14 protein-coding genes are annotated in these 14,817 nt (G+C 72.0%); 11 read left to right on the forward strand and 3 right to left on the reverse strand.

Annotated elements, in window-relative coordinates:
* The first annotated feature begins 232 nt into the window (after positions 1–232).
* From ACZ7GJ_RS24060 to ACZ7GJ_RS24095, 8 genes are all read left to right on the forward strand, one after another.
* On the forward strand, positions 233–1,351 hold the full coding sequence (locus ACZ7GJ_RS24060; protein ID WP_470754560.1) for a hypothetical protein: 1,119 nt from the start codon (positions 233–235) through the stop codon (positions 1,349–1,351).
* Between the two features lie 80 nt (positions 1,352–1,431).
* Positions 1,432–1,773 (forward strand): metalloregulator ArsR/SmtB family transcription factor, encoded by a 342-nt coding sequence (locus ACZ7GJ_RS24065; RefSeq protein ID WP_470754562.1) that lies wholly within the window; start codon positions 1,432–1,434, stop codon positions 1,771–1,773.
* Positions 1,770–2,516, forward strand: coding sequence for a DUF2071 domain-containing protein (locus tag ACZ7GJ_RS24070; protein WP_470754563.1), 747 nt, complete (start codon positions 1,770–1,772; stop codon positions 2,514–2,516). The genes ACZ7GJ_RS24065 and ACZ7GJ_RS24070 overlap by 4 nt, the downstream gene beginning before the upstream one ends.
* Positions 2,517–2,616: 100 nt before the next feature.
* Positions 2,617–3,441, forward strand: coding sequence for an arylamine N-acetyltransferase family protein (locus ACZ7GJ_RS24075; protein ID WP_470754564.1), 825 nt, complete (start codon positions 2,617–2,619; stop codon positions 3,439–3,441).
* A gap of 32 nt (positions 3,442–3,473) precedes the next feature.
* Complete coding sequence (locus tag ACZ7GJ_RS24080; protein ID WP_112451534.1) at positions 3,474–4,079, forward strand: YdbC family protein; 606 nt, start codon at positions 3,474–3,476, stop codon at positions 4,077–4,079.
* Between the two features lie 72 nt (positions 4,080–4,151).
* Complete coding sequence (locus tag ACZ7GJ_RS24085) at positions 4,152–4,811, forward strand: histidine phosphatase family protein (protein ID WP_365919689.1); 660 nt, start codon at positions 4,152–4,154, stop codon at positions 4,809–4,811.
* An 11-nt stretch (positions 4,812–4,822) separates the two neighbouring features.
* Positions 4,823–5,737, forward strand: coding sequence for an ADP-ribosylglycohydrolase family protein (locus ACZ7GJ_RS24090; RefSeq protein WP_470754566.1), 915 nt, complete (start codon positions 4,823–4,825; stop codon positions 5,735–5,737).
* 177 nt (positions 5,738–5,914) lie between these two features.
* Complete coding sequence (locus ACZ7GJ_RS24095) at positions 5,915–7,651, forward strand: DUF4153 domain-containing protein (RefSeq protein ID WP_470754567.1); 1,737 nt, start codon at positions 5,915–5,917, stop codon at positions 7,649–7,651.
* 119 nt (positions 7,652–7,770) lie between these two features.
* On the opposite strand, the gene ACZ7GJ_RS24100 is transcribed toward ACZ7GJ_RS24095, so the two are convergent.
* On the reverse strand, positions 7,771–9,324 hold the full coding sequence (locus ACZ7GJ_RS24100; RefSeq protein WP_470754568.1) for an MFS transporter: 1,554 nt from the start codon (positions 9,322–9,324) through the stop codon (positions 7,771–7,773).
* Positions 9,325–9,464: 140 nt separating this feature from the next.
* Between ACZ7GJ_RS24100 and ACZ7GJ_RS24105 the strand changes: the two genes are divergently transcribed.
* The 3 genes from ACZ7GJ_RS24105 to ACZ7GJ_RS24115 all read left to right on the forward strand — a co-directional run bounded on the left by ACZ7GJ_RS24105 (position 9,465) and on the right by ACZ7GJ_RS24115 (position 11,575).
* Positions 9,465–10,067: a TetR/AcrR family transcriptional regulator gene (locus ACZ7GJ_RS24105; RefSeq protein WP_470754678.1), complete on the forward strand. Its 603-nt coding sequence runs from the start codon at positions 9,465–9,467 to the stop codon at positions 10,065–10,067.
* A 105-nt stretch (positions 10,068–10,172) separates the two neighbouring features.
* Positions 10,173–10,883 (forward strand): ribonuclease HII, encoded by a 711-nt coding sequence (locus tag ACZ7GJ_RS24110; RefSeq protein ID WP_470754569.1) that lies wholly within the window; start codon positions 10,173–10,175, stop codon positions 10,881–10,883.
* A 59-nt stretch (positions 10,884–10,942) separates the two neighbouring features.
* A complete protein-coding gene (locus tag ACZ7GJ_RS24115) occupies positions 10,943–11,575 on the forward strand; it encodes a hypothetical protein (protein WP_470754570.1) in 633 nt (210 codons plus the stop codon).
* A 206-nt stretch (positions 11,576–11,781) separates the two neighbouring features.
* Here the strand turns inward: ACZ7GJ_RS24115 and ACZ7GJ_RS24120 are convergent, their stop codons facing one another.
* Together ACZ7GJ_RS24120 and ACZ7GJ_RS24125 are read right to left on the reverse strand one after the other, a co-directional pair.
* Positions 11,782–12,411 carry a hypothetical protein gene (locus tag ACZ7GJ_RS24120; protein ID WP_470754572.1) on the reverse strand — a complete coding sequence of 210 codons (630 nt, stop codon included), beginning with the start codon at positions 12,409–12,411 and terminating at the stop codon, positions 11,782–11,784.
* A gap of 214 nt (positions 12,412–12,625) precedes the next feature.
* Positions 12,626–14,785: a RecQ family ATP-dependent DNA helicase gene (locus tag ACZ7GJ_RS24125; RefSeq protein ID WP_470754574.1), complete on the reverse strand. Its 2,160-nt coding sequence runs from the start codon at positions 14,783–14,785 to the stop codon at positions 12,626–12,628.
* Positions 14,786–14,817: the final 32 nt, after the last annotated feature.

Consider the following 14,817-nt stretch of genomic DNA (forward strand, 5'->3'; position numbering starts at 1 on the left):
GGGGCGTGGGTACCACCACGTCGGCGGGAGAGGGAAGGGGGGAAGGCTGTGGTGTGACGCCTTTCCCGGGGGAGGGGGGCGGGGGGGGGGGTGTGGGGGGGGGGGGGCCCCCCCCCCCCCCCCCCCCCCCCTCCCTTCTGCAGTGCACGTGGTGGCGAAAGCGGCTTGTCGCAGTGGCTCTGGCATGGCATGCTCCGGCCATGATCAAGAGAATCGAGTCCTCCGTCCGCCGATGAGCGAGACGACCGGGACGGGACTGCCCGGATCACCGACAACACTGTTCGACCACGCGCTCCGGCTGCACCGGCTGGCTCCCGGAGAGCCGCTTCATCGCGACGGGGAACCGTACCCCGACGACGGCGCGCACCGTCATCGGCAAGAGCCGCGCTCACCTGAGGGCCGGCACGTGGCCGGCAAGGACGTGGCGCTCATCCTGGACGCGCATTTCGCACGGGCCTCTGCCCATCCCAGTGAACTGGCCGATGCGTTCCACGACGTCTACGTACCGCTTCACCACAACGAGCACATCGCCGCCGCGGCTCAGCGGGCGGACAGCGAACGTGTTCGCCGAACGGGTCGATGGCTGGTCCGACGCGGGACCGATCGATGCGCGGTCACCGTTGGGCTCGCCTTGGTCGTCGCCGTGGGGACCGCCGACGACATCCCGCTGATTCAAACGATCGGGCTGCTCTCCGACCGCTTCGGGCCACTGGCGGCGCACGCCTTCGAGTGTCAGGCGGGAGGTGTCCAGGCACTGCTCTGGCTTGCCGAGCGAGCCACCGGCTGGGGACGTGTCTACGTCGTCGAGGCTCTCTGCAGACTCGACGACCCGGCTGCCCGACCGTGGCTGCTTCGCAGGGCCTGCGATGGGGACTTCCTCAACGGATACTTCGCCGGCAAGGTCGCCACTGTCGGCAGACTTCATGAGGCGCTTGCGGACCTCGGAACTGACGGCGAGATGGTCGACCACGCCGGTCGGCTGCTCCATCTCATGAGCGACTGCGGGGGCATGGGGCTCACCCTCGCTCACTACCCCCATGCGGCAGCGGTCCTGGAGGCTCATGCCCGCCATGTGGGTTCGCTCAGCCCGACCGTCGAGCGCTACTTCACGATCGCGGCGCTCACTCAGCACCTGACCACGAAGTCTGCCGAGGCTGCGGGGTGCGCCGGGGTACAGCAGGAGGCGCTCCGGGAGGCGTACCTCGAAGTCCTCGACCGAGAGGAGTGGACCCGGACCGCATGTGCAGGTTTCGCGGCGGACGACAACCGGATGCGGTGGCTCGCCGATCACCGGTCGCCACAGCTGAGGCTGCGTGCGTTCCCCGATCGAGAGCCGGTTGCCGAGGACTAGCGCAGGCCGGTCCCCTTCGGCGTGCCCGGGAACAGGGGGTGCTGTATTTAGCTAATTAGCTCATGTGCTAAAAAGGTCGTATGGCCGAGAATAGCGAGACCGAAGACGAGGCCGGTGTCTTCCGGGCGCTCGCCGATCCCACACGGCGCCAGATCCTGGAGGACCTGCGCGACGGGGAGCTGGCGGCCGGGGAGATCGCCGGCCGGTTCCCCATCAGCGCACCCTCCGTGTCCCGGCACCTCGGCGTGCTGAAGTCCGCCGGGCTGGTGCGGGAGCGGCGCGACGGCAACCGGATCCTCTACACGCTCGTCGAGGAGCGGCTGGCCGCCTCCGTCGGGCGGTTCCTCAGCATGGTGTGCCCGGAGCAGATCGTGCTCCGGCACCAGCGGCGCAAGACCGACTCGGGGGAGAACACGCAATGATCAGTCCGAAGATCGCGAGTGTCATCGAGCGGCGGCTGCTCGTGAACTACCGGGTCGAGCCCGACGTGGCGGCGAGGCTGCTGCCGGCGGGGATGCGGCCGCAGCTCGTGGGCGACTGGGCCGTCGCCGGGATCTGCCTGCTGAGGCTGGGGGACACCCGGCCGCGCTGGGCGCCCGCCGGCGTCGGCGTGCGCAGCGAGAACGCCGCGCACCGGATCTCCGTCGAGTGGGACGGCCCGGACGGGATCGAGACGGGGGTCTGGATTCCGCGCCGCGACAGCGGCTCCCGGATCAATGTCCTGGCGGGCGGCCGGATGTTCCCCGGAGCGCACGGGTCCGCCGTCTTCGACGTGCGGGAGACCCCGCAGGAGGTCGGGGTCGCCTACGAGACCAAGGACGGCTCCACCCGGGTACGGGTCGTCGCCCGGGTCGCGGACGAACTGCACGGCAGCCGGCTGTTCGGCGACCTGGCCGAGGCCTCCGAGTTCTTCCGGCAGGGCGCCCGCGGCTACTCCCCCGCGCGCGCCGAGGGCCGGCTCGACGGCATGGAGCTGCACACGGACGCGTGGCGGGTGGAGGCCACCGAAGTCACCCGCGCCGAGTCCTCCTTCTTCGAGGACCCCGAGCGCTTCCCGCCCGGCACGGCCCACTTCGACTGCGCCCTGCTGATGCGCGACGTGCCGGTGGAGTGGCACCCGCTGGACTCCGCCGCGAGCGTGGGGTGCGCTGCTACGGCAGCGTGAAAGCGGGTTGGCGTCCAGGGCGCCGGCGAGCCGATCATTGTCCGGGGCGCGATGACCGTCCGCCCCGGACGTGACGTGACGGCGAGTACGGGGAGCAGCCATGTGGAGCGGGGACGAGCTGGATCTGGACGCCTATCTGGCGCGGATCGGGTACGGAGGCCGGGAACTCCTCCCGGACCTGCGGACGTTGTACGAAGTGCACCGGGCCCACACCGGTGCGATCACCTTCGAGAGCCTGGACGTGCTCTTCGGCCGCCCCGTCGAGCTGGACGTCAAGGCCATCGAGGACAAGCTCGTGCACGCCCGCCGCGGCGGCTACTGCTACGAGCAGAACCTGCTGCTGGCCGCTGCCCTGGAGCGGATCGGCTTCGAGGTCTCCGGGCGCGGGGCCCGCAACCGCACCCGGGGGGACTCGCTGCTCGCGGTGACGCATGCCGTCCTCGCCGTCACCATCGAGGGTGAATCCTGGCTCTGCGACGCCGGGTTCGGCTACCAGGGCCCGCGTGAGCCGGTGCCGTTGGCACGCCCCGGTGTCGAGGTGCGGCAGGGGGAGTGGACCTTCCGCGTCCGTGAGGAGGAAGGCGGAGTCCTCGCGCTGTCAACGCTGCGCGAGGGAGCCTGGCGGGACCTGTACGCCTTCTCCCCGCAGCCGTACCACCCCGTCGACTACGTCGTGCTGAACCACTACAGCTCCTCCCACCCCCGCTCCTCCTTCGTGGGGCAGGTCGTCGCCCAGTACCCGGGCGACGCCGTCCGGCTGTCCCTCGTGGGGCGGGAGCTGATACGGCTCCACCCCGACGGGCACGTCGAGCGGGATGTGATCGGCTCCGAGGGCCTGCTCGACCTGCTCGACCGGGAGTTCGGGCTTCGGCTGTCCGGGCGGGACGCCGCCGAACTGCTGCGGATCTACCGCGCCGGGGACTGACCCGGGCCCCGCCGGGACCGTACGATGGCGCAGTGCTGGTCAAGTGGATTCGCTGCACGGTGACGGACCGACGCGGGTTCGAGCGCGGGCAGCGCAAATGGGCGGGGCTGCCGGGGGAGCCGGGTTTCCGGGGACAGGGCGGCGGCTGGAGCCGAGGCCGGCAGGGGGTGGCGCATGTTTTCGCGTTCTGGGAGAGCCGCTCCTTCTATGACTCCTTCATGGCCCGCTCCCACGACCGGCTGGCCGCCTCCCAGAACGGCACCTACACCGACGCGCGCGTCACGCTCTTCGACCACCGCTTCGACGTGAAGACCGGCTTCGAGCCGCGCTTCACCGACGCCGATGTCGTCAGGGTGGCCCACACCCGGGTCCGGGAGGGCCGCGTGGACCACTTCGCCCTCATGCAGGAGAAGGTGTGGAACCCGGCCATGGCGGGCTCGCCGGGCATGGTCCGGGGCCTCTTCGGGGAGGCGCCGGGCCGGGAGTTCCTCGTGCTGTCGATGTGGCACGCGGCGGCCGAGCACGGCAAGTACCGCCAGGAGAGGGTCGAGCGGCTCTCCCTGCGCGCCCAGATCCAGGCCGACGTCGAGGCCCTCACCGGAGACGTCGTCGACCTCGAACCCTCCTGGACGGTATGACCGTAGGACGATCGTCAGGCCGACCGGCGTGCCCGGTCGGTCTGTCCGCACGCCGCCGAATAGGGTCGTGGGATGGTACGACCACGGCGCATCGTCCTTGTCCGGCACGGGGAATCGGAGGGGAACGTCGATGACTCGGTGTACGAGCGCGAGCCCGACCACGCCCTGCGGCTGACCCGGAGCGGGCGCGAGCAGGCCGCGTCGGTCGGCGTACGCCTGCGCGAGCTGTTCGGCGACGAGCACATCAGCGCGTACGTCTCCCCGTACCGCCGGACCCTGCAGACCTTCCGGGAACTGCGGCTCGACCCGGCGCGGGTCCGGATGCGCGAGGAGCCCCGGCTGCGCGAGCAGGACTGGGGGAACTGGCAGGACCGCGAGGACGTACGGCTCCAGAAGGCGTACCGGGACGCGTACGGCCACTTCTTCTACCGCTTCGCACAGGGCGAGTCGGGGGCGGACGTGTACGACCGGGTCGGCTCCTTCCTGGAGAGCCTCTACCGCAGCTTCGAGGCGTCCGACCATCCGGAGAACGTGCTGCTCGTGACGCACGGCCTGACGATGCGGCTGTTCTGCATGCGCTGGTTCCACTGGTCGGTGGCCGAGTTCGAGGCCCTCTCCAACCCGGGGAACGGCGAATTCCGGGTGCTTCTGCTGGGCCCGGACGGCCGGTACCGGATGGACCGCCCGTTTGAGCGGTGGACCACACCCGAGCCTTATGACCTGGACGGCTAAAGTGACGCGGGATGACCTCTGACTCCTCTTCCGAAAGGCGCTACGCACGCGCCATGGCCAGCCTGCGCGGGCTGGCCCTGGGTGACGCCCTGGGCTCCCAGTACTTCGTCCCCGTGAACTACCCGCTGCTCAAGCAGCGCGAGCTGCCCGCCGGCACCGACCCGTGGCAGTGGACCGACGACACCGAGATGGCCTGCTCGCTGGTGGCCGTGCTCGCCGAACACGGCCGGATCGACCAGGACGCCCTGGCCGCCTCCTTCGCCCACCACCACGACTTCGACCGCGGCTACGGCCCCGCCGTGAACCGGATGCTGCGCCTGATCCGCGAGGGCGCGGACTGGCGGACGCTGGCGGCCGAGCTGTTCAACGGGCAGGGCTCGTGGGGCAATGGCGCGGCCATGCGGGTCGCACCGCTGGGCGCCTGGTACGCCGACGACCCCGAGCAGGCCACCCACCAGGCGGAGATCTCCGCCTACACCACCCACCAGCACCGCGAGGCGGTCTGCGGCGCCATGGCCGTCGCCGCGGCGGCCGCGCTCGCGGCGGCCCCGGCGGGCCCGCCGAAGGCCGCCGATCTGCTGGACGGGGTGATCGCGCTGGTGCCGCGTAGCGCCGTCGGCGCCGGGCTGCGGCGGGCGCGGGACATGCTGGACTACGGCGACGCGACCACGGTCGCCGCGGTACTGGGCTGCGGCCGGCGCACCAGCGCACACGACACCGTGCCGTTCGCCCTGTGGTCGGCGGCGCGGTCGCTGGACGACTACGAGCAGGCGTTCTGGACCACGGCCAAGGTGGGCGGGGACGTGGACACGACCTGCGCGATCGTCGGCGGGGTGCTGGGCGCGCGCGGCGACGCGGTGCTGCCGGCCGCCTGGCTGGCGCGGACCGAGGCCCTGCCGGCCTGGCTGCCGGAGGCGGCGCGGTAACGGCGCTCTGCACGGGTCTGGACCCGTCGCTGCACCCGTCTCCGCCCCCGTCCGTTTGTCACGGTCCTGCCACAGGGCTCTTTTGAGCCTGTTCAAAACTGCATGTCACCGGCCTACTCTGTCCGCTTCGCCGCCTCCACCGGATCACCGGGGGCGGCCCGCAGGGGAGGGGAACCGATGTCAGAGAACACCGACGGCGCGGCGCAGGCCGCGGACGGGGGCGTGGCCGCCGGGGAAGCGGCGGAGCAGGCTCGGGCCGCGGAGGCTCGGTCGGCCGCGGAAGCCGATGCGGGATCCGCTTCGTCGACGCCGACGCCGACGCCGACGCCGATTCCGCCCGCGCCGCCCGGCTGGGATCCCAAGGCGTGGAAGATCTACCAGGCCCGCCAGCAGCGGGCCCGGTCCGGAGCCTGGTCCCTCGCGCCGGTGGCGTGGGCGGAGGCGGCCCGCCCGGGCGACGCGGGACCCGTCGGCGGTGCCGTCCTGCTCGCCACCGCCGCCTCGGGCATCGCCACCGCCCTGCTGCTCGCCGACGGGCTGGGTCCCGGCCTGCTGATCGCGGCGGTGCCCGCGATGGCGGGTGCGTACGCCGCCGCCCGCGCGGCCCGGCGTAGCGCCCGCCCGTGGACCGTGGTGTGGGCACTCGGCTGCGTGGCGCTGCTGGCCGTGCCCGCCCTGCGCGACTCGGGCTGGCCCGCCACGCTGGCGGTGCTCGCGGCCGTCCTGACCGGCGCCCTGGCCCTGCACGGCGGCCGCAGTTGGCCCGGCATCCTGCTCAGCCCGATCGGCTTCATCGACTCCACCGTGCTGGGGGTGCGCTGGGCCTGGACCGGTCTGCGTTCGCGCGGCGGCGGGGTCTCCCGCGACCGCTGGCTGCCCGTGGTCAAGGCCGTGGTCGTGGCCGCGGTCCTGCTGGTGCTCTTCGGCACGCTGTTCGCGTCGGCCGACGCCGCCTTCGCGGACCTGGTCGGCGGACTGACGCCCGAGATCAGCGCCGAGGACGGGCCGGTGCGCGTCCTGCTCTTCTTCCTCGGGTCCCTCATCGCGCTCGCAGTCGCCCGCACCGCAGTGGCGCCCTCGCGCTGGGACCGCATCTCGGTGGCCCCCGGCAAGGCGCGCTCGCGCGTCGAATGGGCCCTGCCGCTCATCCTGCTGAACCTGCTCTTCGCCGGCTTCAACGCCGTCCAGCTCACCGTGCTGTTCGGCGGCTACGAGAAGATCCTGGCCAGCACCGACCTCAACTACTCCGAGTACGCACGCCAGGGCTTCTGGCAGTTGCTCTGGGCCACGCTGCTCGTGCTCGTCGTCATCGCGCTCGCTCTGCGCTGGGCCCCGCGCGCCGGAGCCGGCGACCGGCGGCTCGTCCGCGCGGTCCTCGGGACCCTGTGCGCGCTCACCCTGGTGGTGGTCGCTTCGGCGCTGCGCCGCATGGACCTCTACGTGGACGCCTACGGGCTGACGCGGCTGCGGGTGTCGGTGACGGCGATAGAGCTGTGGCTCGGGCTGGTCATCGTACTGATCATGGCCGCAGGGGTGTTCGGCGCGCGATGGCTGCCGCGCGCGATCGCGGGGAGCGCCATGGCCGGCGTACTGGCCTTCGGGCTGCTGTCCCCGGACGGGATGATCGCGCAGAGCAACGCCACCCGCTACGAGCAGCGCGACAAGCTCGACCTGGCCTACCTCCGGTCCCTGTCGGCGGACGCGGTGCCCGTCCTGGACCGGCTGCCGGAGCCCCAGCGCTCCTGCGCCCTGATGGGGATCAGCAACGACCTGGCGCGCGACCGTGACGAGCCCTGGTACGCCATCAGCCTCGGCGAGTACCGCGCCCGGCAGATCCTGCGCGAGCGGCCGGTGAAGGCCGTGTTCGCGGAGTGCCGCAAGCTCGGAGCGTCCGGCATCCGAGTCGAGTACTAGTACGGAGTTCAGCAGTACCGGAGTTCAGGAGTACCGGCGTCTCCTACGGGGCCCGGGCGCGGGGGACGGTCCCACGCCCGGGCCCTCGTCGTTCGCGTGCGCCCCGTGCGGGAACCGGCTCAGGCCGCCGGACCGGCCTTCGCGGCGATGCCGTTGAGGGCCTCCAGGTCGCTCTTGCGCACCCGTATCACCAGCAGCGCGGTGACCAGGGCGACCGCCGCCATGACCACCCCCGCGACGAAGGCGTTGGCGATGCCCTGGGTGAGGACGACGTCCCCCCAGGGGTCGGGCAGCCGGCCGGTCTGCGCGAAGGCGGCCAACTGACCGGGGTCCGCCTGCTCCCTGAAGGCGGCCACCTGCCGGTCGGCCTCGGTGCGCGAAGCCGTGCCGAAGACGGTGACCAGGATCGACAGGCCCAGCGAGCCGCCGACCTGCTGGCTGGCGTTGAGCAGCCCGGACGCCGCACCCGCTTCCTGCGGCGCCACACCGGAGACGGCCGTGAGGGTGAGGGTGACGAAGTTGAGCCCCATGCCGAAGCCGAACAGCAGCATCGGGCCGAGCACCCCGGCGAGGTACGAGCTGTCGGTGTCGATGAGGGCGAGCCAGGCCAGCCCGGAAGCGGTGATTGCGGATCCGGTGACCATGAACGGCTTGGGGCCGAAGCGCGGCAGGAAGCGCTGCGCGATGGCGGCCGCGGCCACGATGGCCACCGTGGTGGGCAGGAAGCCGAGTCCGGAGCGGATCGGTGAGAAACCGAGCACGTTCTGCACGAACTGGACGATGAAGAAGAACATGCCGAACATGGCGGCGGCGAGGCCGAGCATGATCAGGTAGGTGCCGGCGCGGTTGCGGTCGGCGAACATCCGCAGCGGGGTGATCGGTTCGCGGGCCCGGGACTCGATGACGACGAAGGCGGTGAGCAGGACGACCGCCGCGCCGAACGAACCGAAGGTGAGGCCGTCGCGCCAGCCGTCCTCGGAGGCGCGGATGAACCCGTAGACGAGCGAGGCCATTCCGCCGGTGGAGGTCAGCGCTCCGGCGATGTCGAAGCGGCCCGGATGGCGCTCGGACTCGCTGATGTAGAGCGGTGTGAGGAACGCGATCAGCAGGCCGATCGGCACGTTGACGAAGAGGACCCAGCGCCAGTCGAGCCATTCGGTGAGCATGCCGCCCGCCAGCAGGCCGAGCGCGCCGCCGCCCGCCGAGACGGCGGCGAAGACCCCGAAGGCGCGGTTGCGCTCGGGGCCTTCGGCGAAAGTGGTCGTGATGAGGGCGAGTGAGGTCGGCGAGGCTATCGCGCCGCCGATCCCCTGGAGGGCGCGGGCGGCGAGCAACTGCCAGGGCTCCTGGGCGAAGCCGCCGAGGAGGGAGGCCGCGGTGAAGAGCAGGATGCCGGTCAGGAAGACGCGGCGCCTGCCCAGGATGTCGCCGGCCCGGCCGCCGAGCAGCAGGAGGCCGCCGAAGGCCAGGGTGTAGGCACTGATCACCCAGGACAGGTCGGTCGTGGAGAAGGCGAGGGCGGTCTGGATGTGCGGGAGCGCGATGTTCACGATCGTCGCGTCGAGGACGACCATGAGCTGGCAGGCGGCGATGACGGCGAGCGCGATGCCGGTGCGGCCCTCGCGACGGGCCGCACCGGGTGTTCGAGACTTGGAGAGTTGAGGAGTAGTCACTGAGGATCCCCCCGAAGTGAAATAGTGAACGTCTTCGTTCACTGCCGATCCACCGTAGGAGTCAGCCTTAGTGAACGCAAGCGTTCACTAAGGCTGAAAATACGTGCGAGGGACGCGCGAGCCGGTCGGAGGTCGCAATGATGGTGGGTTCGCGCTGGTCGACGACGTCGCCGGGGCGCAGACGGGGGCCGGAACTCGAACGCGCCATTCTCGACGCCGCGTTGGAGCAGCTGAGCACCGTTGGCTGGAATGCGCTCACGATGGAGGGTGTGGCGGCTGGTGCGCACACCGGCAAGGCGGCGCTGTACCGGCGCTGGCCCTCCAAGGCCGACCTGGTGGCCGACGCGCTGCGCACCGGGCTGCCGCCGCTGGGGGAGATCGGGGACCTCGGCTCGATCCGCGAGGACCTGTACGAGCTGTGCGTGCGGATGCGGGACGTGATGCACTCCAGGGCCGGACAGGCGTTGCGCGCGGTCCTTCACGAGTGCGATCACGCACAGGCGGACCGGTTCCGGGAAGTCATCCGGGCCGGGCTGCATGAACCGGCTCACAGGCTGATCCGTGCGCTGGTGCAGCAGGGAATCGAGCGGGGCGATGTGCGGCCGGAGGCGACCGGGCCGTTCGTCGTGGACGTCATTCCGGCGATGATGATGTACCGCACGAAGATGTGCGGAAGCGAATGGCGGGAAGCGGAGATTGCCGAGATGGTCGACGATGTGATGGTGCCCCTGCTCCGCGCGTGAGCCGGTGCGCGAGCCGGTGCCCGCGCTCCCGTCACCGGAGTACGCGCATCCGTGACCGGGGCGGGGTGTGCAGGCGGCGCGGGGCGGCGTAACCTTGCTGGCGCCATGCCGTACGAAGCACCCACCCACACCGTCGAACGCTCCCTCCGTGCAACCACTGGCGCCAAGGTCATCGCCGGGGTCGACGAAGTCGGACGAGGGGCCTGGGCCGGTCCCGTCACCGTGTGCGCGGCGATCACCGGCCTGCGCCGGCCGCCCGAAGGGCTGACCGACTCCAAGCTGCTCACCCCCAAGCGACGTGACGCGCTCCTCGACGTCCTGGAGAGCTGGGTCACCGCCTACGCGCTGGGGCACGCCTCTCCCGAGGAGATCGACGAGCTGGGGATGACCGCCGCCCTGCGGCTGGCCGCGGAGCGCGCACTGGAAGCGCTGCCGATCCGGCCGGATGCGGTGATCCTCGACGGCAAGCACGACTATCTCGGCCCGCCCTGGCAGGTCCGTACGGTGATCAAGGGCGACCAGTCCTGCATTTCCGTCGCGGCCGCATCTGTGATCGCCAAGGTTCGACGCGACCGGATGATGGCCGAAATCGGCGGACAGGGCGGCGGAATTGAAGATTTCGCTTTCGCCGCCAACGCCGGATATCCCTCGCCCGTGCACCGGGCGGTGCTGGAGGAGCGGGGTCCGACCCCCTACCACCGGCTCTCGTGGTCCTACCTCGACGCACTGCCGCGCTGGCGCCATCTCAAAAAGGTTCGGCGCAGCGAGGAGTCGATGGAACTGGAAAGCGGAGGCCAACTCGGCTTCGATTTCTGATCGCACCCACGCGCCACCCACCGGTACGTTTCGTACCGGTGTTTGATAGATATCAACTCATGCCTCTCACCATCGCCATCGAGGAGCCTCAGATTCACGAGAGTGCCCAGGGTCCCAGCGTCACGCCGGCCGCGAGCCGCACCGCGCAGACCCCCCGCCCCGTACCTGGTCCGCGTCCCGCCGCCGTCCCGCGGCCCGGGCGTCCCGGTCCCGCCCGGCCCGCACCGCCCGCGCAGCGTGCGCCGCAGGCCGCCCCCGGGCCCGTTCCCGCAGCCCCCACCGCACCGTCCGTCTCCGCGGCGGTGCCGCAGGTCCAGCTGATCCCGGCCTCCGCCGAGGGTGCGCTGGACGCGGCCGAAGAGGCCGTGGACCTGCTGCTCGACACCGGGCGCGCGCCCGGCGACATCCTGGTTCTCACCACCGGCGACCCCCACCCGTGGGCCGCTCACGAGCTGTCCTTCGGCGAGGCCGCGTACTGGGCCCTGCACGACGCCGCGGACGACGTGTTCTACGCGGACGCGGCGCAGGTCCAGCGCGCCGCCGGCCGTCCCGTCGTGGTCTTCGCGGCCAACGGCGGACCGGACGACGCCGCTGTCGGCGCACTGCCCGTCGCGCTCGCGCGGGCCGGTGCGCTGCTGATCGTGTGCGGCGACCCGCAGCAGATCAACTCCGTGCTGGGTGCGGGCGTCTGACGTCCCGTGACCCGGTGCGGGCGAGGGGCGGGGCGGGCGAGCAGCCGGTCCCGCTGAAGTCCGAGGCCTGACCAGCCGTACGCCCGGTTACGGGTGTACGGCCCTTGGGCGTGCCCGGGCGCCGGATGCACGGAGCACTGGGTGCGGGGGCTGTCCCTCGGCCCAGTGCGCGGCAGGGCGTCAGTGCGCGGCAGGGGCGGCCGGCGTCAGCGCGCGGCAGTGCGGCGCAGCGCCTCGTTCGCGCCGCCGCCGGTGTGCAGGGCGAGCGGGGCGAACTCCGTCGCCACGTCGCCGAGGCGCTCCGGCCGCGAGTCCGAACTGGGCCGCCGGCCGCCGCGGCCCTCGCCCAGCACCTGCCAGCCGTCGCGGGTGAGGGTGATGTAGGCGCCGCAGCGCAGCCCGTGCAGGGTGCAGGCGTCCCGCAGTCCCCACATCCAGGCCCCGTCGTCCTCGGTCCAGCCCTCGTCGCCCTCGCGGCAGTACATCAGGACCGCGGTCCGCACCGGAGTCCGCCGCCGCAGGTCGTGCGGGAGGACCCGGCGCAGCCGGGACAGCAGGGCGTTGCGGTAGTCCCAGCCGTCCGCCGATGCCGTGCGCTGGGTGAAGGAGGCGCTCGCGACGAGCTGCTCCTCGGGTCCGAGGACCGCGATCACGACGGTCGACGGCACCGGGCTGTGCCGGGAGTGGAGACCGCTGACGATCTCGCGCGGGTTGCGGAGCAGGGGAACCCCGGCCGCCGTCCACTCGGCGGGTTCCAGCAGTCTGCCGTGCCGGCTGGCGCCACCGGTGGCCATGGCCAGGGACGCCGTCGAGGGCGGGGCGAATCCGAAGGTCACGGTCCTCCCTTCGGGTACACGCCCGCGGACGGGCACGGCTGGCTGAGGGCACGCCGCGGCGCGGCCCTGGAGGGTGCCGACGAGCCGAGCGGGAGCACTTCGATTCTCGCGTGGCCGTTGAGCATGCGGCAACGAGCAATTGGCGCCGCCGACCGGAATTCGCCGGTATGCCGTTCATATCCTTGCCCCGCCACGCCGTGGATGACGCATCGGGCTATGGCTGGAGCGCCAGCACCAGCGGAAACACCCCCTTCGCACCCGCCCGGCGCAGGAGCCGCGCGGCCACGGCGAGCGTCCATCCGCTCTCCGCCCGGTCGTCCACGAGGAGAACCGGACCCGCTGCCTCAGCCAGTGTCGCAGCGAGTTCCGGGGGAACGGTCAATGCCTGGTGGAGTCCGCGCACCCGCTGGGCGCTGTTGGACGAGGGCAGCCCGAACTCCGGTGCCTGGTCGGTGTACGCGAGCGTCCCGAGCAACGGCATCCGCCCGACCTCCGCGATCCGCGCGGCCAGCGAGCCGACCAGCAGGGGACGGCTGCGCGAGGGAAGCGCGACCACGCCGACCGGCCGCGCGGGTGCGTCCGCCGCTCCGGAAGCCCATCCGCCCGGGCCCCGGGCCCAGTCCGCCAGCACCGCCACGACGGCCTGGGCGACATCGTCCGGAATCGGCTGGTCGGGAGCCTGCGGCGCGAGCATCGGCCGCAACCGGTTGCCCCAGCCGATGTCGGAGAGCCGGCCCAGGGCCCGCCCCGCGAGGGCCTGTTCGCCGACCGGGATCTTGCCCTTGAGGTCGACGCCGACGGCGGCCAGTCCCGTCGGCCACATCTTGCGCGGCTCCAGCTCCACCCCGGGCCTGCCCAGCTCTCCGCGGGCCGTGTCCAGCGCGGTGGAGGAGACCTCCGCGGTGAACCGGGCGCCGGCGCAGTTGTCGCAGCGGCCGCACGGCGCGGCCTCCTCGTCGTCCAACTGCCGGCGCAGGAACTCCATGCGGCACCCGGTGGCCGCCGCGTAGTCGCGCATCGCCTGCTGTTCGGCGGCACGCTGGCGGGCGACCCAGGCGTAGCGGTCGGTGTCGTAGACCCACGGCTCACCCGTGGAGGTCCAGCCACCCTTCACGCGGTGCACCGCGCCGTCCACGTCGAGGACCTTGAGCATGGTCTCCAGCCGCGTGCGGCGCAGGTCGACCAGCGGCTCCAGGGCGGGCAGCGACAGCGGCCGGCCCGCCTGTGCCAGGACCTCCAGGGTGCGGCGTACCTGCTGCTCCGGAGGGAACGCCACCGAGGCGAAGTACTGCCAGATCGCCTCGTCCTCGCGGCCGGGCAGCAGCAGCACCTCGGCGTGCTCCACGCCGCGGCCGGCCCGGCCGACCTGCTGGTAGTAGGCGATGGGGGAGGAGGGCGAGCCCAGGTGGACCACGAAGCCGAGGTCGGGCTTGTCGAAGCCCATTCCCAGCGCGGAGGTGGCCACCAGGGCCTTGACCCGGTTGGCCTGAAGGTCGTTCTCCGCCTGCTCGCGGTCGGCGTTCTCCGTCTTGCCGGTGTACGAGGAGACCGTGTGCCCGCGGTGTCGCAGGTACGCGGTGACCTCCTCGGCGGCGGCGACCGTCAGCGTGTAGATGATCCCGGAACCGGGCAGCTCGGCGAGGTGGTCGGCGAGCCAGGCCAGTCGGTGCGCCGCATCTGGCAGCGTCAGCACCGCAAGGCTCAGGCTCTCCCGGTCCAGGGGACCCCGCAGCACCAGGGCGTCCGTACCGGCCCCGGTGCCCAGCTGCTCGGCGACGTCCGCGGTCACCCGGGCGTTCGCCGTGGCGGTCGTGGCCAGCACCGGGACGCCCGGCGGGAGATCGGCCAGCATGGTGCGCAGGCGCCTGTAGTCGGGGCGGAAGTCGTGCCCCCAGTCGGAGATGCAGTGGGCCTCGTCCACCACGAGCAGGCCCGTGGCGGCGGAGAGCTTGGGGAGCACCTGGTCGCGGAAATCGGGATTGTTGAGCCGCTCCGGACTCACCAGCAGGACGTCGACGTCGCCCGCCGCGATTTCGGCCTGAATTCCCTCCCATTCCTCAGGATTGGCCGAATTGATGGTGCGGGCGTGGATCCCCGCGCGGGCCGCGGCCTCGACCTGATTGCGCATCAGAGCGAGGAGCGGGGAGACGATCACGGTGGGACCGGCGCCGCTCGCGCGAAGCAACGAGGTGGCGACGAAGTACACCGCGGACTTGCCCCAGCCGGTGCGCTGCACCACCAGGGCGCGCCGCTTGTCCGCGACCAGGGCCTCGATCGCACGCCATTGGTCCTCGCGTAGCCGGGCGGTGCCCGTGGGATCGCCCACGAGACGGGCCAGTACGGAGTCGGCCGAGGACCTCAGGTCTGCGTTCATGCCCCCATGCAACCCGATGCCTCCGACATCGC

This window comes from Streptomyces sp. NPDC037242, assembly GCF_055604165.1.